At 69.2% G+C, this 17190-nt stretch carries 14 protein-coding genes; 12 read left to right on the forward strand and 2 right to left on the reverse strand.

Features of this window, described 5'->3' with window-relative positions; all coding sequences use genetic code 11:
• Positions 1–41 precede the first annotated feature (41 nt).
• Both WH85_RS04955 and WH85_RS04960 read right to left on the reverse strand, forming a co-directional pair.
• Complete coding sequence (locus tag WH85_RS04955) at positions 42–854, reverse strand: SWIM zinc finger family protein (RefSeq protein ID WP_045740483.1); 813 nt, start codon at positions 852–854, stop codon at positions 42–44.
• A complete protein-coding gene (locus WH85_RS04960; protein ID WP_045740640.1) occupies positions 854–3868 on the reverse strand; it encodes a DEAD/DEAH box helicase in 3015 nt (1004 codons plus the stop codon). The genes WH85_RS04955 and WH85_RS04960 overlap by 1 nt, the downstream gene beginning before the upstream one ends.
• Positions 3869–3971: 103 nt before the next feature.
• Here WH85_RS04960 and mqnC point away from each other — a divergent pair, with 103 nt between their 5' ends.
• From mqnC to nuoH, 12 genes are all read left to right on the forward strand, one after another.
• Positions 3972–5213 (forward strand): cyclic dehypoxanthinyl futalosine synthase, encoded by a 1242-nt coding sequence (mqnC, locus tag WH85_RS04965; protein ID WP_045740641.1) that lies wholly within the window; start codon positions 3972–3974, stop codon positions 5211–5213.
• 296 nt (positions 5214–5509) lie between these two features.
• On the forward strand, positions 5510–6205 hold the full coding sequence (locus WH85_RS04970; RefSeq protein WP_045740484.1) for a demethylmenaquinone methyltransferase: 696 nt from the start codon (positions 5510–5512) through the stop codon (positions 6203–6205).
• 49 nt (positions 6206–6254) lie between these two features.
• Positions 6255–6524: a hypothetical protein gene (locus tag WH85_RS04975; protein ID WP_045740485.1), complete on the forward strand. Its 270-nt coding sequence runs from the start codon at positions 6255–6257 to the stop codon at positions 6522–6524.
• 118 nt (positions 6525–6642) lie between these two features.
• The gene (locus tag WH85_RS04980) at positions 6643–7935 is read left to right on the forward strand and encodes a geranylgeranyl reductase family protein (protein ID WP_045740642.1); all 1293 of its coding nucleotides are present in this window, start codon (positions 6643–6645) and stop codon (positions 7933–7935) included.
• Positions 7936–8016: 81 nt separating this feature from the next.
• The gene (locus WH85_RS04985; RefSeq protein WP_157410783.1) at positions 8017–8382 is read left to right on the forward strand and encodes an NADH-quinone oxidoreductase subunit A; all 366 of its coding nucleotides are present in this window, start codon (positions 8017–8019) and stop codon (positions 8380–8382) included.
• 5 nt (positions 8383–8387) lie between these two features.
• Positions 8388–9059, forward strand: coding sequence for a NuoB/complex I 20 kDa subunit family protein (locus WH85_RS04990; RefSeq protein ID WP_045740486.1), 672 nt, complete (start codon positions 8388–8390; stop codon positions 9057–9059).
• Positions 9056–9775: an NADH-quinone oxidoreductase subunit C gene (locus WH85_RS04995; RefSeq protein WP_045740487.1), complete on the forward strand. Its 720-nt coding sequence runs from the start codon at positions 9056–9058 to the stop codon at positions 9773–9775. The genes WH85_RS04990 and WH85_RS04995 overlap by 4 nt, the downstream gene beginning before the upstream one ends.
• Entirely contained in the window at positions 9772–11097 is a 1326-nt protein-coding gene (locus WH85_RS05000; RefSeq protein WP_045740488.1) for an NADH-quinone oxidoreductase subunit D, read from the forward strand. Before WH85_RS04995 ends, WH85_RS05000 begins: the two co-directional genes overlap by 4 nt.
• On the forward strand, positions 11097–12014 hold the full coding sequence (gene nuoE, locus WH85_RS05005) for an NADH-quinone oxidoreductase subunit NuoE (protein ID WP_045740489.1): 918 nt from the start codon (positions 11097–11099) through the stop codon (positions 12012–12014). The genes WH85_RS05000 and nuoE overlap by 1 nt, the downstream gene beginning before the upstream one ends.
• The gene (gene nuoF / locus WH85_RS05010; RefSeq protein ID WP_045740490.1) at positions 12011–13327 is read left to right on the forward strand and encodes an NADH-quinone oxidoreductase subunit NuoF; all 1317 of its coding nucleotides are present in this window, start codon (positions 12011–12013) and stop codon (positions 13325–13327) included. The genes nuoE and nuoF overlap by 4 nt, the downstream gene beginning before the upstream one ends.
• Positions 13327–15816, forward strand: a complete 2490-nt coding sequence (locus WH85_RS05015) for an NADH-quinone oxidoreductase subunit G (RefSeq protein WP_045740491.1) — start codon at positions 13327–13329, stop codon at positions 15814–15816. The genes nuoF and WH85_RS05015 overlap by 1 nt, the downstream gene beginning before the upstream one ends.
• On the forward strand, positions 15816–17189 hold the full coding sequence (nuoH, locus tag WH85_RS05020) for an NADH-quinone oxidoreductase subunit NuoH (protein WP_045740492.1): 1374 nt from the start codon (positions 15816–15818) through the stop codon (positions 17187–17189). Before WH85_RS05015 ends, nuoH begins: the two co-directional genes overlap by 1 nt.
• Position 17190 lies beyond the last annotated feature (1 nt).

Genomic DNA, 17190 nt, shown 5'->3' on the forward strand with positions numbered 1-17190 from the left:
CACTCACCGCCGCGTCCATCGTGGACTCGCCCACGATCGGTTCACGATGGACGCGGCCCACCGAGTTCGCGATAGGCCGACCGCAACGCGTCGACCAGCGGGATGTGCCGGACCCGGATCGGCGGCGGCTCCAGTGCCCGCAGCAGCAGTTCCGGCGGCGTCGATCCGCGGGCCGGGCGTTCCCGCAGCCGGCCCAGGCTGATCCCGGGGGCGTAGAAGTCGGCCAGCCGGGCGTCCAGCGGCTGCTCCTCGACGGCCAGCGGATCCGGTGTCTCGTCCGGCTCGGCGGTGCCGCGCAGGATGTCGAGCAGTTCCGCACGGTCGCGCCCGCGCCAGGCCAGCACCAGGAACGGGTCGTCGTCGAACGCCTCGGCCAGCACGTACAACGCGGCCGACCCGTGTTTGCACGGCACGCCCCAGTCCGGGCAGGAACAGTCGATGTCCAGCCGTGCGGGGAACAGCGGCAGGCCAAGGTCGGCGCAGAGTTCGACGATCTCCCGGGGCATCTCGCCGGCCAGCAGCGCCGCGCGGTACAACGCCCGGGCGGCCAGCGCCTCGGTCAGCTCGTCCCACTGCCCGTCGTCGTACGCGGTGACCCGGATCGTCACCCGGTACGGCTGGGGGCGCGACCCCTGCACCCGGGCGGTCACCTCGCCCGGCCGCAGCGCGAAGTCCATCACCTGGCCCTTGCGGGCGTACGCCCGTCCGCGGCTCAGCCGTCCCGGGTCGCAGATCTCCTCGAGCACGTCGACGAACCGCCGTGACCACCACTGCTCGCCGATCTTGCCGCGCTTGGAACGGACCGCGAGGCCGCCGTTCACCTCGATCGGGCGCCCGTATTCGTGGAAGGCCATCAGCGCACCGCCGCCGGGTCGAGGGAGAACAGTTCGCGCAGTTGGTCGGTGTTCAGGTCGGTGATCCAGTCCTCGCCGGTGCCGACCACCGACGAGGCGAGCGCCTTCTTCCGCTCGATCATCTGGTCGATCTTCTCCTCCAGCGTGCCGGTGCAGATGAACTTGCGGACCTGCACGTTGCGGGACTGCCCGATCCGGAACGCCCGGTCGGTCGCCTGGTCCTCGACCGCCGGGTTCCACCAGCGGTCGAAGTGCACCACGTGGTTGGCCGCGGTCAGGTTGAGGCCGGTGCCGGCCGCCTTGAGCGAGAGCAGGAACAGCATCGGTTCGTCGTCGTTCTGGAAGCGTTCGACCAGGGCGTCGCGGCGGTCCTTGCTCAGGCCGCCGTGCAGCCAGAGCACCGGCCGGTCGGTGTGCGCGGCGAGGTAGGGCTGCAGCAGCGAGCCCCACTCGGCGTACTGGGTGAAGATCAGCGCCTTGTCCCCGTCGTCGATGATCTCGTCGGCCAGTTCCTCCAGCCGGGCCAGCTTGCCGGACCGCCCGGGCAGCCGGGAACCGTCCTTGAGCAGGTGTGCCGGGTGGTTGCAGGCCTGTTTGAGCTTCATCATCGCGGCCAGCACGGTGCCGCGCCGCTGGATGCCCTCGGTGCTCTCGATCTCGGCCATCATGTCCTCGACCACGGCCTGATAGAGGGTGGCCTGCTCGGGGGTGAGCGAGCACCACACCTTCATCTCGTTCTTCTCCGGCAGGTCCGAGATGATGCTCTTGTCGGTCTTGAGACGGCGCAGCACGAACGGACCGGTCGCCCGCTTGAGCGCCGCGGTCGCGTCGGCATCCTGGTTGACCTCGATCGGCTCCTGGAACCGCCGCCGGAACCGCTTCGCCGGACCGAGCAGCCCGGGATTGCAGAAATCCATGATGGACCAGAGTTCGGCCAGGTGGTTCTCCACCGGAGTGCCGGTCAGGGCCAGACGCGTGCCGGCCGGGATGGCGCGGACCGCCTGGGACTGCCGGGTGCCGCTGTTCTTGATCGCCTGCGCCTCGTCGCAGACCAGCCGGCTCCAGGTGACCGTCCGGAGCGCGGCGAGGTCACGCAGCGCCGTGCCGTAGGTGGTCAGCACCAGGTCGGCCTCGGCCACCGCAGCGTCGAACTCACTCCCGCGCAGCCGGGTGCCGCCGTGATGCACGTAGACGCGCAGTCCCGGCGCGAACCGGGCGGCCTCCTTCTGCCAGTTGCTGACCAGCGACATCGGGCAGACCAGCAGCGTCCGGCGTCCCTCGGCGCGCTCGGTGAGCAGCAGCGACAGTGTCTGCGCGGTCTTGCCCAGGCCCATGTCGTCGGCGAGGATCCCGCCCAGTCCCAGCCTGCTCAGGAAGGAGAGCCAGGACAGACCCCTCTCCTGGTACGGCCGGAGCACGCCCTGGAATCCGTCGGGGGTGGGCATCGGGGTGAGCCGCTCCGCGGCCTGCCCGGAGATCAGATCACCGAGCGCGCCGTCCGCGTCCACCTCGACGAGCGGCAGGTCCTCGTCACCGCCGTCGACGACCTGTTGCAGCACCTCGGCGGCGGTCAGTTCGCCCTCGCGGCGCCGGCTGACCGCTTTCAGCGCCGCCTTGAGCTGACGGTCGTCCAACTCCACCCACTGGCCCCGGACCCGGACCAGTGGCACCTTGAGCCGGGCCAGTTCGGCCAGTTCCTCGGCGTTCACCACGCCGTCGCCGATCACCAGGTCGAGCCGGAACTCGACGAGCTGCTGCAGGCCGAAACCGGATTCGGCGGCCGCCCGCGACGACGAGGTCTTCGTCTTGGTCCGGGTGGTGAGCTTCAGCCCGACACCCTTGCGCCCGGCCCAGGACGGCAGTTGCACCCCGAAACCGGCGGCCTGCAGCAGCGGCGCGACCTGCCGCAAGAAGTCGTACGCCTCGCCGGTCGTCAGCGTCATCCCGTCGGGGCGCTGTTCCAGCAGGGCGGTGTGCAGCACCGGGAACAGCCGGTTGGCGCGGCCCAGACCGGCCAGCAGAACCTCGTCGGCGCGCCGGGGCAGGCCGGGGAAGCCCTCGCCGGCCCAGAGGTCGGCGGCGGGCAGGTAGAGACTCGGGTCGTCGGCGGACTGGAGGGCGAACTCGAGGAGCCAGTCGTCCTCGCCCGGCTCCGGCTCGATCAGCCGGAAACTGACCCGGATCGGGCCGTTGGCCTCGTTCGCCGAGCGCATCCAGCCGTCCAGGGCCTGGCGCAGCTCGCGGACCTCGGGCTCGGACGCACCGGGCAGGGCCGGGTCCTCGGCGGTCAGCGCGGACACCCAGCGGTCGTTGAGCCGGCCTTTCGGCCCGGGGCGGGGACCGGCCAGCAGCCGTTCCGGCAGGAGACTCCGGGCCGCACCGTCGAGCAGCGCGTCCAGGGCGTCGCGGGTGGTCCGTCCGGCCGGGTGGCCCTCGGCGGAGTCCACCGCCCGGGTCACCGGCGGCATGCCGGTCGCGAAGTCCCGGAAGGTCACCGCGTCCGCGCCGGTGAGCACCGGACGCCACCGCCCGGCCGGGATCCGGTCCTCGACGACCAGCTGGGGGAGCATCCGGCCGCGGCGGGCCAGGTCGTACGCGTATCCGGCGAGCAGGGTCAAATAGCGCAGCGAGGCGCCGGCGGTCCACGGGCCGTCCGGTTCGGGGTCGGCGAGCCGGGTGAGGGCGTCCATGGCGGCGGGCCCGGCCAGCGACAGCGACGGCACGGTCCAGTCGGTCAGCTTGATCGACCGGGTGGCCTGTTCGATTCCGGTCTCCGGCGACGGCTGGGGGCCACGGGACGTGCCGGGTACCCGTACCACCGAGGATCCTGCCGTGAAGCCGGCGGCGGCCGCACCCAGCGCGCCCACCAGCGCGGTCGCCTCCGCCGCGAACGGGTGCGGCCGGGTTCTGGCCCGGGAGGACGTGGTCGGTGGTTGCGAGGAGTCCTCGGCCCAGAGAACCAGCCGGCCCGGACGTCCCGCGCCCGGCACCCAGCCGCCGTTGACGACGAACACGCGCACCCCCTCGTGAATTCGCGTCGACACTAACCGCGTGTCCACGTGTGACCGGTGACGCTCGCCGCTGACGTGTCCGTGGGGGTGGACGTACGCTTCGGTGGTGACCGCGAACCCGGAGATCGACAGCATCCTGCAGCGCGGCGCCGACGGCGGACGGATCACCGCCGAGGAGGCGCTGCTGCTCTACACGCAGGCACCGTTCCACGCGCTGGGCGAGGCAGCCGACGCGGTCCGCCGACGACGTCATCCGGACGGCATCGTCACGTACCTGATCGACCGGAACATCAACTACACCAACGTCTGCGTCACGGCGTGCAAGTTCTGCGCCTTCTTCCGGGCGCCCAAGCACAAAGAGGGCTGGGTTCACCCGACCGAGGAGATCCTGCGCCGGGCCGGCGAGGCGGTCGAGCTGAACGCGACCCAGGTGATGCTGCAGGGCGGGCACCACCCGGAGTTCGGGGTGGAGTACTACGAGGAGCTGTTCTCCTCGGTCAAGCAGGCCTACCCGCAGCTGGCGATCCACTCGATCGGGCCCAGCGAGATCCTGCACATGGCGAAGGTGTCCCAGGTCTCCATCGAGGAGGCGGTGATCCGGATCAAGGCGGCCGGGCTGGACTCGATCGCCGGCGCCGGCGCCGAGATGCTCCCCGAGCGCCCGCGCAAGGCCATCGCCCCGCTCAAGGAGAGCGGCGAGCGGTGGCTCGAGGTGATGGCGATCGCGCACCGCAACGGCCTCTCGTCGACCGCGACGATGATGATGGGTACGGGTGAGACGAACGCGGAGCGTATCGAGCACATCCGCATGATCCGTGACGTGCAGGACCTCGCGGTTGCGAACGGTTACCGGGACGACGCCGTGGAGCAGTCGCACGACGTCGGTGGTTTCCGGGCCTTCATCCCGTGGACGTACCAGCCGGAGAACAACCACCTGAAGGGCCGCACCCAGGCGACCACGATGGAGTACCTCCGGTTCATCGCGGTCTCCCGGCTGTTCTTCGACAACGTCGCGCACCTGCAGGCGTCCTGGCTGACCACCGGCAAGGACATCGGTCAGCTCGCGCTGCACATGGGTGTCGACGACCTGGGCTCGATCATGCTGGAGGAGAACGTGATCTCCTCGGCCGGCGCCCGGCACCGGTCGAACCTGCAGGAGCTGATCTCGATGATCCGCACCGCGGACCGGATCCCCGCCTGGCGCGACACGTGGTACCGCCACCTGGCCGTCCACCACACCGCGGCGGACGACCCGACGGACGACCGGGTCGTCTCGCACTTCTCGTCCATCGCGCTCCCCGGCGGCGGCGCGGGGCGGACCCGGCTACCTCTGGTCGAGGCGTCCTAGACCCCCGGTTGGGGGGTGTTGGTCGACCGTTCGGCCAGGTTCGGGTCAACGGATTGTTGAGGGTGGGTTGCTCCTTCGTAACGAGCCGGTCTGTTGGCTGTACCGAGCCGTTGGCGCTGGTTACGTTGCCTGCGTAAGGAAGTGGAAACACTCTCATGCGTCGCCAGCCGCTAATCGCGTCGGTGACGGGCAGTCGGACCCGACCGATGGCGGTCGTATATATAACGCACAAGGAACGGGCGGGATGGGCGACCATCCCGCCCGTTCTGTTATCCGGGCCTGGCATTCTTGCGGGCGTGACACGCGCAGATCTGGACAAGCAGCCGCACGAGGTCGCCGAGATGTTCGACGGCGTGGCGAAGCGCTACGACCTCACCAACACCGTTCTCTCCTTCGGTCAGGACCGCGGCTGGCGCCGGGCCACCCGTGCCGCGCTCGGCCTGCGGCCGGGGGAGCGGGTTCTGGACGTCGGCGCGGGCACCGGCGTCTCCACCGAGGAGCTGGGCCGTTCCGGGGCGTTCGCGGTCGGCGCCGACCTGTCGGTCGGGATGCTGCAGGCGGGCCGGCACACCCGCCCCGAGGTGCCGCTCCTGGCCGGTGACGCTCTGCGTCTGCCGTTCGCCGACGCGACCTTCGACGCGGTGACGATCTCCTTCGCTCTGCGTAATGTCGTGGACACGACGGCTGCGTTGCGTGAGCTCGGCCGCGTCACCCGGCCGGGTGGCCGTCTGGTGGTCTGCGAGTTCAGCCACCCGACGAACACGCCGTTCCGGACCGTCTATCTGCAATACCTGATGCGTTCGCTGCCGGCCGTCGCGCGCAGCGTCTCCAGCAATCCGGATGCGTACGTCTACCTGGCGGAATCCATCCGGGCCTGGCCGGACCAGCAGGGCCTGTCCTCGAAGATCATGGATTCCGGGCCGTGGGACCGGGTCGGCTGGCGCAACCTGACCGGGGGAATCGTCGCGTTGCATCGGGCCACTAGGGTATAAATCCGGCATTCGGCGTACGCGGTGTCGAACCTGTTGTTAGCTCGATGTCATGACGAAAATCGGGCAGATCTCCGACACCGGGTTCGACGCCGACATCGACATCGCGATCGACGACGACGAGGGTGAGCGCCACGCGACCGAGCTCACCACCCGCCTGCGGATGGTCGCGGCGCAGGATCCGACGCTGGCCCAGGACCTCGTCGAGGAGCTGATCGTGGCACTCGATCGGGCGATGGGGGGCACCATCCGGGACCACCTGGAAGGGCCCGCACTCGGCGTGGCGGAGAGGGTTTTGCGCGGCTGTGACCAGCCATCTTAGTGACGGAGAAACATTTAGGGGAACCTGAACGCAAAGATCGTCGATTGTCGGCCTACACTCCGATCGAGGCATGCTTGTGAACTAATTCACGAGCCTCGCGCGAGTGGGAGGTTGGACCGTGAGCGACCACGGCGGAGTTTCGATCATCGCCGACGAGGCGGATGTGATCGTGGTCGGAGCGGGCCCCGGCGGCTCGGCCGCGGCCTACCACCTCGCCCGGCACGGCGTGCGCGTTCTGCTTCTCGAGAAGACCGAGTTCCCGCGCGAGAAGGTGTGCGGTGACGGCCTCACGCCCCGCGCGGTGCGCCAGCTCATCCGGATGGGTGTCGACACCTCCGAGAAGGCCGGCTGGCTGCACAACCGTGGTCTGCGCGTGATCGGTGGCGGCGTCCGCCTCGAGCTGGACTGGCCCGATCTGGCCAGCTTCCCCAACTACGGCCTGGTCCGCACCAGGATGGACTTCGACGACATGCTGGCCCGCCGCGCGGTCGAGGCCGGTGCCCTGCTGCGCACCGGGATCACCGTGACCGGCCCGGTCCTCGACGCCGACGACCGGGTGATCGGCGTGCAGGCCAAGGGGCCGGACCGTGAGCCGGTCGAGTTCCGCGCGCCCCTGGTGATCGCCGCCGACGGCGTGTCCGGCAAGTTCCCGCTCGCCCTCGGCCTGGCCAAACGCGACGACCGTCCACTCGGCGTGGCGGTCCGGCGCTACTACCGCTCGACGGTCCGCGCCGAGGACCCGTACATGGAGTCCTGGCTGGAGCTGCGCAGCGCGCAGGACCCGGAGCGTCTCCTTCCGGGTTACGGCTGGATCTTCGCCCTGGGCGACGGCCGGGTGAACGTCGGCCTCGGCATCCTGAACTCGTCCGACGCGTTCGGCAAGACCAACTACCGCAACCTGCTGACCGACTGGCTGGCCGGCACGCCGGACGACTGGGGCCTGAACGACGAGGCGAACGCGGAGGGCCCGACGCTGGGGGCCGCGCTGCCGATGGGCTTCAACCGGGTGCCGCACTACACCCGTGGTGTGCTGCTGGTCGGCGACTCCGGTGGCATGGTCAACCCGATGAACGGCGAGGGCATCGCGTACGCGATGGAGTCCGGCGAGCTGGCCGCCGAGGTGGCGGTGCAGGCGCTGGCCCGGCCCGAGGGGCCCGAGCGGGAGCGTGCGCTGCACGCCTACCCGGCGGAGCTCAAGCAGCGCTTCGGTGGTTACTACCGGATCGGCGGGGTCTTCGTGAAGTTGATCGGCAACCCGCAGATCATGCGGATGGCCACGAAGTACGGCCTGCCGCAGCCGCTGCTCATGAAGTTCGTCCTCAAACTCCTGGCCAACCTGACCGACCCCCGGGACGGCGACGCCATGGATCGCATCATCAACAGCCTCGTCCGAGTGGCCCCCTCGGTATAGCGACAAAACGGGCACCCCGAGCAAAGGACTGCAAAAGCGTAGAAACTAGTGTGAAACGACTAACGTCGTACGGGAGTGAACATGACGATCAACCCTTATGTCCCGATCGTCGGGTTGCTGATCCTCGGCGCGCTCTTCGCGTTGTTCTCGGTGTCGATCGCGCCCGTCGTGGGTCCCAAGCGGTTCAACCGAGCCAAGCTGGACGCGTACGAGTGCGGCATCGAGCCCGCCCCCCAGCCGATCGGCGGGGGCCGGTTTCCGGTGAAGTTCTACCTGACCGCGATGCTCTTCATCATCTTCGACATCGAGACGATCTTCCTCTATCCGTGGGCCGTCCACTTCAGCGCGCTCGGCCTGTTCGGGTTCGTGGAGATGGTCCTCTTCATCGTCACCGTCTTCATCGCCTACGCGTACGTGTGGCGGCGCGGCGGCCTCAACTGGGACTGATAACCATGGGAATCGAAGAGAAGCTGCCGAGCGGCATCCTCCTCACCTCGGTGGAGAAGCTGTCCAACTGGGCCCGCAAGTCGTCGTTCTGGGGCGCCACCTTCGGCCTCGCCTGTTGCGCCATCGAGATGATGGCGGCCGGCGGCCCTCACTACGACCTGGGGCGCTGGGGGATGGAGGTGTTCCGGGCCTCACCCCGCCAGGCGGATCTGATGATCGTGGCGGGACGGGTCAGTCAGAAGATGGCCCCGGTCGTCCGGCAGATCTACGACCAGATGCCGGAACCCCGCTCGGTGATCTCGATGGGGGTCTGCGCCTCGTCCGGCGGCATGTTCAACAACTACGCGATCGTCCAGGGCGTCGACCACATCGTCCCGGTCGACGTCTATCTGCCGGGCTGTCCACCTCGACCCGAGATGCTCATCGACGCGATCCTCAAGATGCGCGAGAAGGTGATGGCGCAACCACTCGGGCCCAACGGCCGCAAGATGCTGGAGGCCAGGGTCGCCGCGGGTGATGTTCCCGTCGTCGCGCCCGGAGCCATGCCCTCGTCCTACCGCGTCGACAAGGTGCGTCGTGCGGAATGGACACAGGCCGTCAAGGAGGGCCGTGAGGAGCAATTGCGGATCGAGAACTGGATGAAGTTGCAGCCACATTTGCGGGAGGGGGGCAGATGAGCATTCAATCCGGCACCGAGAGTGGCGTTCCCGTCACCGCATCGGCGGGTGCGAATATCGGCGCGCCCGCACAGACACCACCCAGCCCCGAGAAGGGCATGTTCGGCGTCAAGGGCACCGGCGACGTCTCCGGTTTCGGTCGCCTCGTCCGCCCCCGACCTGCTGTTTTTGACAGCCCGCGGCCTTACGGCGGATATTTCGACGACGTCTATGACGCGTTGGAGGAAGCATATCCGGCCCTCTCCGAATCCATCGAGAAAGTGGTCGTGGATAGGGCGGAACTCACACTCCACCTCAGGCCCGAAACAATCACGGATGTCTGTCAGGTAATGCGCGACGACGAGTCGTTGCGGTTCGAGCTCTGCTCGTCGGTCGACGCGGTGGACTACCTGGGAACCGACGAGCGCAGATTCCACGTGTCCTATCAATTGACTTCGATGACGTACCGCCGGCGGGTGCGTCTCGAGGTGGCCGTCGCGGACGGCGTCGCGATCCCCAGCGTCACCGGCGTCTACCCCACGTCGGACTGGCAGGAGCGCGAGATCTACGACATGTTCGGCGTCGTCTTCGCCGGGCACCCCAATCTCACCCGGATCCTGATGCCGGACGACTGGGAGGGCCACCCCCAGCGCAAGGACTACCCACTCGGCGGCGTTCCCGTGGAATACAAGGGTGCCGAGATCCCGCCGCCCGACCAGCGGAGGGTCTACCAGTGACGACATCGGAATACGCCAGCACGCGCGAGACGACCGAGGGGCGGGTCTTCACCGTCACCGGCGGGGACTGGGACGACCTCACGGCGAGCGTCGACCCGCTGAGCAACGAGAAGATCGTCGTGAACATGGGGCCGCAGCACCCGTCCACCCACGGAGTGCTCCGGCTGGTCCTGGAACTCGAGGGCGAGACGGTCACCGAGGTCCGCCCGGTGATCGGTTACCTGCACACCGGCATCGAGAAGAACCTCGAATACCGCAACTGGACGCAGGGCGTCACCTTCGTGACCCGGATGGACTACCTCTCCAACATGTTCAACGAGGTGGGCTACTGCCTCGCGGTGGAGAAGCTGCTCGGCATCACCGACCAGATCACCGACCGGGCCACCACGATCCGGGTCATGTTCATGGAGCTGCAGCGGATCGCCTCGCACCTGGTCTGGCTGGCCACCACCGGCATGGAGCTCGGCGCGATCTCGATGATGCTGTACGGCTTCCGCGAGCGCGAGTACATCCTCGACATCTTCGAGGAGACCTCCGGCCTGCGGATGAACAACGGCTACATCCGTCCCGGCGGCCTCTCGCAGGACGTGCCGGAGTCCGCGATCCGCAAGATCCGGGACTTCCTCGCGTACATGCCGAAGAAGCTCAAGGAATACGAGGCGATGCTCTCCGGCCAGATCATCTGGCAGCAGCGCACCCAGGGCGTCGCCGTCCTGGACGTCACCGGTTGCCTGTCGCTGGGCATCACCGGCCCGGTGCTGCGCTCGGCCGGCCTGCCCTGGGACCTGCGCAAGACGATGCCGTACTGCGGTTACGAGAACTACGAGTTCGACGTGCCGACGGCGACCACCGCCGACGTGTGGGGGCGGTACCTGGTCCGGATCGCCGAGATCCGCGAGTCGCTCAAGATCGTTGAGCAGGCACTCGACCGTCTCCAGCCGGGACCGATCTGGATCGCCGACAAGAAGATCGCCTGGCCGTCGCAGCTCGCGCTCGGCTTGGACGGACTCGGCAACTCCCTCGAACACGTCGCCAAGATCATGGGGCAGTCGATGGAGTCGCTCATCCACCACTTCAAGCTCGTGACCGAGGGCTTCCGAGTTCCGCCTGGTCAAGTCTATGTCGGGATCGAGCATCCGCGTGGCGAACTCGGCGTACACGCGGTCTCGGACGGCGGCACCCACCCGTACCGGGTGCACTACCGCGACCCGAGCTTCGTCAACCTTCAGGCCATCCCCGCGATGGCCGAGGGGGCGCTGCTCGCCGACGTGATCGCCGGCGGCGCCTCCCTGGACCCCGTGATGGGTGGGTGTGACCGCTGATGACGACGGTGGAATTCTCTCCGGCGGCCGCGCCGCTCGCCGAGCGGCTGCTCGAGCCGGCGACCGAGATCCTGGCCCGCTACCCGGCCGGCCGGGAACGTTCGGCCCTGCTCCCGCTGCTGCACCTGGTGCAGACCGAGGAGGGCTACGTCACCCCGGCCGGTGTGGCATTCTGCGCCGACATCCTGGGCGTCAACAAGGCCCAGGTCGGCGCGGTGGCGACCTTCTACACCATGTACAAGCGCAAGCCGACCGGCGAATACCTGGTCAGCGTCTGCACCAACACCCTGTGCAACGTGATGGGCGGTCAGGAGGTCTACGACGGCCTGGCCGAGCACCTCGGCATCGGCAACAACGAGACCACGGCCGACGGCCGGATCACGCTGGAGCACGCCGAATGCCTGGCGGCCTGCGACTACGCCCCGGTGGTGACGGTCAACTACGACTTCACCGTCGACCAGGCCACGCCCGCCTCGGCGGTCGAACTGGTCGACAGCCTGACCCGAGGGGAACGTCCGGTGCCGGCCCGGGGCGCCCGGATCTGCTCGCTGCGCGACATGGCGTTCCAGCTGGCCGGCTTCGCCGATCCGCGGGAGGGCGCGGTCGGCGACGGGGTGGCCGGCGCTCCGACGCTGCGCGGCGTGACGCTGGCCCAGCAGCACGGCATCGCGGTGGCGGACTTCGACCCGGAGACCCCGATCACCAGGACCAAACCGGCCCGCGAGGGCGCGCCGGACGCGGTCGTCACGCCTGCGGAGAAGGCCGGTGTGGCCACCAACGAGCCGGCCGGCGACGGCAAACCGGCCGGTGACAGCACCCGCGGCGAACGGATCGTCAGCCAGCGCACCGCCGAGCACAAGCAGATCGTCCCCGGCAGCACCACTCCCGGTGGCAAGAAGAAGGAGGAGGAGAAATGACCCAGCCACGGCCGGAAGTCCTCCAGAAGCTCACCCCGGTCCTGACCAAGCGCTGGCTCTCGCCGGACGCCTGGCAGATCGGCGTCTACGAACGACTCGACGGTTACCAGGCGCTGCGCAAGGCACTGGACGTGCACCCGGACGACCTGATTCAACTGATCAAGGACTCCGGCCTGCGCGGCCGCGGTGGCGCGGGCTTCCCGACCGGCCTGAAGTGGGGCTTCATCCCGCAGGGCGACGGCAAGCCGCACTACCTGGTGATCAATGCGGACGAGGGCGAGCCGGGAACCTGCAAGGACCTGCCGCTGATGACGTACGACCCGCACTCGCTGGTGGAGGGCGCGATCATCGCCTCCTACGCGATCCGGGCGAGCCGGGCGTTCATCTACATCCGCGGTGAGGCGGTGCACGCCGCACGCCGGCTGCGCAACGCGGTCAAGGAGGCGTACGCGGCGGGCTACCTCGGCGAGAACATCCTCGGCACCGGGTTCGACCTGGAACTCGTCGTGCACAGCGGCGCCGGGGCGTACATCTGCGGTGAGGAGACCGCGCTGCTCGACTCGCTGGAGGGTTACCGCGGCCAGCCTCGGCTGCGCCCGCCCTTCCCGGCCATCGCCGGCCTGTACGCGAGCCCGACCGTGGTCAACAACGTCGGGACCATCGCCAGCGTGCCGTACATCGTGCTGGGTGGTGCGGACTGGTGGAAGAGCATGGGCACCGAGAAATCGGCCGGCCCGATGATCTACTCGCTCTCCGGCCGGGTCGTGAACCCGGGTCAATACGAATGCGGCCTCGGCATCACCCTGCGGGAACTGCTCGAACTGGCCGGTGGCATGCAACCGGGCCACCAGCTGAAGTTCTGGACACCGGGCGGCTCGTCGACGCCGATGCTGACCGCCGAGCACATCGACACCGCGATGGACTTCGAGGGCGTCGCGGCGGCCGGATCGATCCTCGGCACCACGGCCATGCAGATCTTCTCGGACCAGGACTGCCCGGTCTACAACACGTGGCGGTGGCTGGAGTTCTACCACCACGAGTCGTGCGGCAAGTGCACCCCGTGCCGGGAGGGCAACTACTGGATGGTCCGCACCTACCGGCGGATCCTCGCCGGCCAGGGCACCTACGCCGACCTGGACACCCTGCAGGACACCGCGGACAACATCTTCGGGCGCGCGTTCTGCGGTCTCGGCGACGGCGCGGCCACCCCGGTGGTCTCCACGCTCAAGTGGTTCCGGCAGGACTACCTCGGCTACATCGAGGGCAGGACCGCCCCGCGGCTGTCCGAGAAGAGCCTGGTGGGGGCCCACTGATGACAGATGTAGCCAAGAAGGCCGACACCGTCACGCTCACCATCGACGGCGTCGAGGTGCAGGCCGCGAAGGGTGAGCTGGTCATCCGGGTCGCCGAGCGGATGGGCATCGCCATCCCGCGGTTCTGCGACCACCCGCTGCTCGCCCCGGCCGGCGCCTGCCGCCAGTGCCTCGTCGAGGTGGAGGGCCAGCGCAAACCGATCGCCTCCTGCACCCAGACGGTGGCCGAGGGCATGGTGGTCAAGACCCAGCGCAGTTCGGCGGTGGCCGAGAAGGCCCAGGCCGGCATCATGGAACTGCTGCTGATCAACCACCCGCTGGACTGCCCGACCTGCGACAAGGGCGGCGAGTGCCCGTTGCAGAACCAGGCGATGAGCAGCGGACGCGCCGAGTCCCGCTTCCAGGAGAAGAAGCGGGAATACGAGAAGCCGATCCACATCTCCAGCCAGGTGCTGCTGGACCGCGAACGCTGCGTGCTCTGCCAGCGCTGCACCCGGTTCTCCGAGGAGATCGCCGGCGACAAGTTCATCGACCTGATGGACCGTTCCTCCGGCGAGCAGATCAACGTCTATCGGGACGACTTCTTCGGCGGCGACGGCACCGGCGACGGCCAGGTCGGCGAGGGCGAGGGGGACGTCCCGTTCAACTCGTACTTCTCCGGCAACACCATCCAGATCTGCCCGGTGGGCGCGCTCACCGGCGAGCAGTACCGGTTCCGGGCCCGCCCGTTCGACCTGGTCTCCACGCCGAGCGCCTGCGAGCACTGCGCGGCCGGCTGCTCGCAGCGCACCGACCACCGCCGCGGCAAGGTGCTGCGCCGGCTGGCCGGTGACGACCCGGCCGTCAACGAGGAGTGGAACTGCGACAAGGGCCGGTGGGGATTCCGGTACGCCACCGCCACCGACCGGATCATGACACCGCTGATCCGGGTGAAGGGCGAACTGCGCGAGGCGTCCTGGAGTGAGGCCCTGCTCGCGGCGGCCGAGGGCCTGCGGGCCGCACGGTCGCGCGGCGTGGGCGTGCTGCCCGGTGGGCGGCTCACCGTCGAGGACGCGTACGCGTACGCGAAGTTCACCCGGATCGTGCTCGGCTCCAACGACGTCGACTTCCGGTCCCGCCCGATCCGGGCCACCGGCTCGACGCTGACCAGCACCGAGGAGGCCGACTTCCTGGCCGCCATGGTCGCCGGGTCGACCGGCGTGACGTACGACGACGTGGAGAACGCGCCGTCCACGGTGATCGTCGGACTGGAACCGGAGGAGGAGTGCCCGATCCTCTTCCTGCGACTGCGTAAGGGGCACCGCCGCGGGTCGCTCCGGGTCACGGCGCTCACGGCGTACGCATCGAGGGGCTGGGAGAAACTCGGCGCGAGTGTCGTCGCGGCCGTGCCCGGCAGTGAGGCCCGGCTCCTGAACACCGATCCGGCGGTCGCCGGCGCGCTGAGCACGCCCGGCGCCCTGCTGATCGTCGGCGAACGCCTGGCCACCGTGCCGGGTGGTCTCTCCGCGGCGGCCGCGCTGGCCACCCGCACCGGCGCCCGGCTGGTGTGGGTGCCGCGCCGGGCCGGTGACCGCGGCGCACTCGAGACCGGTTGCCTGCCCAACCTGCTGCCCGGCGGCCGTCCGGTGACCGACACCGCGGCCCGCGCCGAGTTGTCGCTGGCCTGGCGGCTCGACCCGGGTGTGCTGAGCGGTACGCCCGGCCGGGACACCGACGCGATCCTGACGGCGGCGGCCGACGGCACGCTCGGCGGCCTGCTGGTCGGCGGCGTGGATCCGGCGGACCTGTCCGATCCTGCGCTGGCCGAGGCCGCGCTGGACGCGGCGCCGTTCGTGGTCAGCCTGGAGATGCGGCAGAGCGCGGTGACCCGGCGGGCCGACGTGGTCCTGCCGGTGGCGCCGTCCGTCGAGAAGGCCGGCGCCTACATGGACTGGGAGGGGCGGCTGCGCTCCTTCGGCGCGGTCCTGAAGAGCACGGCGATGACCGACGGCCGGGTGCTGGAGGCCATCGCGGCGCTGCTCGACGTCACCCTGAACACCGGTGACGTGCAGGCGATCCGGCGGGAGCTGGGCGGCGTGCCGTCCGGTGGCGCGGGACGCCCGGCGCACCCCGAGGTGCATCCGGTCGAGGCGCCGGAACCGGGTGACCGGGAGGCGGTCCTCGCCACCTGGCACCAGCTGATCGATCTGGGTTCGCTGCTCGACGGCGACGAGATCCTGGGCGGTACCGCCCGCCCGCCGGTCGCCCGGATCGGCAAGGAGCTGGCCGAGGAGCTGGGCCTGAGCGACGGCGACCTGGTCACGGTGAGCACCGACCGGGGTGGCGTCACGCTGCCGGCCGCGATCGGCGACCTGCCGCCGCGGGTGGTCTGGCTGCCGACGAACTCGCCGGGCTCGACGGTCCGGCGCAGTCTCGGCGTCACCGCCGGGAGCGTGGTCCGCCTGACGGCCGGGGTTCCGGGTCCGATCCTCGCCGAGGGGGTGCTCTGATGACCGATGGTGTGATTCTGGCGGCGCATGCGGTCGATCCGTCGCTGGAGACGTTCGAGAACGACCTCTGGTGGATCTCGCTGATCAAGCTGCTCGGCCTGTTCGTGCTGCTTCTGCTCCTGACGCTGTTCACGATCAACTACGAGCGCAAGGTCGTGGCCCGGATGGCGGTCCGGCCGGGCCCCAACCAGGTCGGCCCCAAGGGCTGGTTGCAGAGCCTCACCGACGGCCTCAAGCTGCCGTTCAAGGAGGAGATCATCCCGAAGACCGCCGACAAGGTGGTCTACTTCATCGCTCCGGTGATCTCGGCGACCGTGGCGTTCACCGCGTTCGCGGTGATCCCGTTCGGCGGCGTGGTGAACATGTTCGGTCACCAGACCGCGCTGCAGCTCACCGACGTGCCGGTCTCGGTGCTGGTGCTGCTCGCCTGCTCGTCGATGGCGGTGTACGGCGTGGTGCTTGCCGGCTGGGCCAGCGGCTCGACGTATCCGCTGCTCGGTGGTCTGCGGTCGAGTGCGCAGATGATCTCGTACGAGGTCGCGATGGGTCTGTCCATCGTGGCGGTGTTCATGACCGCGGGCACGATGAGCACCTCGCAGATCGTCAAGGCGCAGGCGCACGGCGAGCCGGTGGAGATGTTCGGGGTGACGGTGACGACCCCCGGCTGGTACGCCGTGCAGCTCCTGCCGAGTTTCCTGATCTACCTGATCGCGGCGGTCGGCGAGACCAACCGGGCGCCGTTCGACCTGCCGGAGGCGGAGTCGGAGCTGGTCGGCGGCTTCCACACGGAGTACTCGTCGTTCAAGTTCGCGCTCTTCTTCCTGGCCGAGTACATCAACATGATCACCGTCTCGGCGTTCTGCACGACGCTGTTCCTGGGCGGCTGGCGGGCCCCGTGGCCGATCACCGCGGTCTGGGAGGGTGCCAACTCCGGGTACTGGGCGCTGCTCTGGTTCTTCGGCAAGGTGCTGATCCTGCTCTTCGGCTTCATCTGGCTGCGGGCCACGCTGCCCCGGATGCGCTACGACCAGTTCATGCGCTTCGGCTGGAAGGTGCTGATCCCGATCAACCTGATCTGGATCCTCGCCCTGGCCTTCATCAAGGTGGTCCGTAGCGGTGCCCTCTCCGACGAGGCCCGGTGGATCACGACCGGGGTCATCTCGGTGACCGTCCTGGCGTTGGCCTGGGGCTGGCCGGCCAAGAAGAAACCACGGCAGCTGTCGATCGAGGAACAGCTGGCCCACCGTCCGCCGGGCAGTTTCCCGGTTCCCCCGATGGACCTCCAGGTCCCGCCGAGCCCACGTGCCCGCCGAGCCGTGGCCGAACGGGCCCCGGCGACCGTCGGCGGCGACTCCGAATCGAAGGAGGTGTGAC

It is taken from the genome of Actinoplanes rectilineatus (genome assembly GCF_000962825.1).
Taxonomy (GTDB): Bacteria; Actinomycetota; Actinomycetes; order Mycobacteriales; family Micromonosporaceae; genus Actinoplanes; species Actinoplanes rectilineatus.

Coding starts and splice junctions, on each gene's coding strand:
- WH85_RS04995 (WP_045740487.1), top strand. CDS start 9,056: ATGAGCATTCAATCCGGCACCGAGAGTGGCGTTCCCGTCACCGCATCG.
- WH85_RS04985 (WP_157410783.1), top strand. CDS start 8,017: ATGACGATCAACCCTTATGTCCCGATCGTCGGGTTGCTGATCCTCGGC.
- WH85_RS05015 (WP_045740491.1), top strand. CDS start 13,327: ATGACAGATGTAGCCAAGAAGGCCGACACCGTCACGCTCACCATCGAC.
- WH85_RS04990 (WP_045740486.1), top strand. CDS start 8,388: ATGGGAATCGAAGAGAAGCTGCCGAGCGGCATCCTCCTCACCTCGGTG.
- nuoF (WP_045740490.1), top strand. CDS start 12,011: ATGACCCAGCCACGGCCGGAAGTCCTCCAGAAGCTCACCCCGGTCCTG.
- nuoH (WP_045740492.1), top strand. CDS start 15,816: ATGACCGATGGTGTGATTCTGGCGGCGCATGCGGTCGATCCGTCGCTG.
- WH85_RS04955 (WP_045740483.1), bottom strand. CDS start 854: ATGGCCTTCCACGAATACGGGCGCCCGATCGAGGTGAACGGCGGCCTC.
- WH85_RS04975 (WP_045740485.1), top strand. CDS start 6,255: ATGACGAAAATCGGGCAGATCTCCGACACCGGGTTCGACGCCGACATC.
- nuoE (WP_045740489.1), top strand. CDS start 11,097: ATGACGACGGTGGAATTCTCTCCGGCGGCCGCGCCGCTCGCCGAGCGG.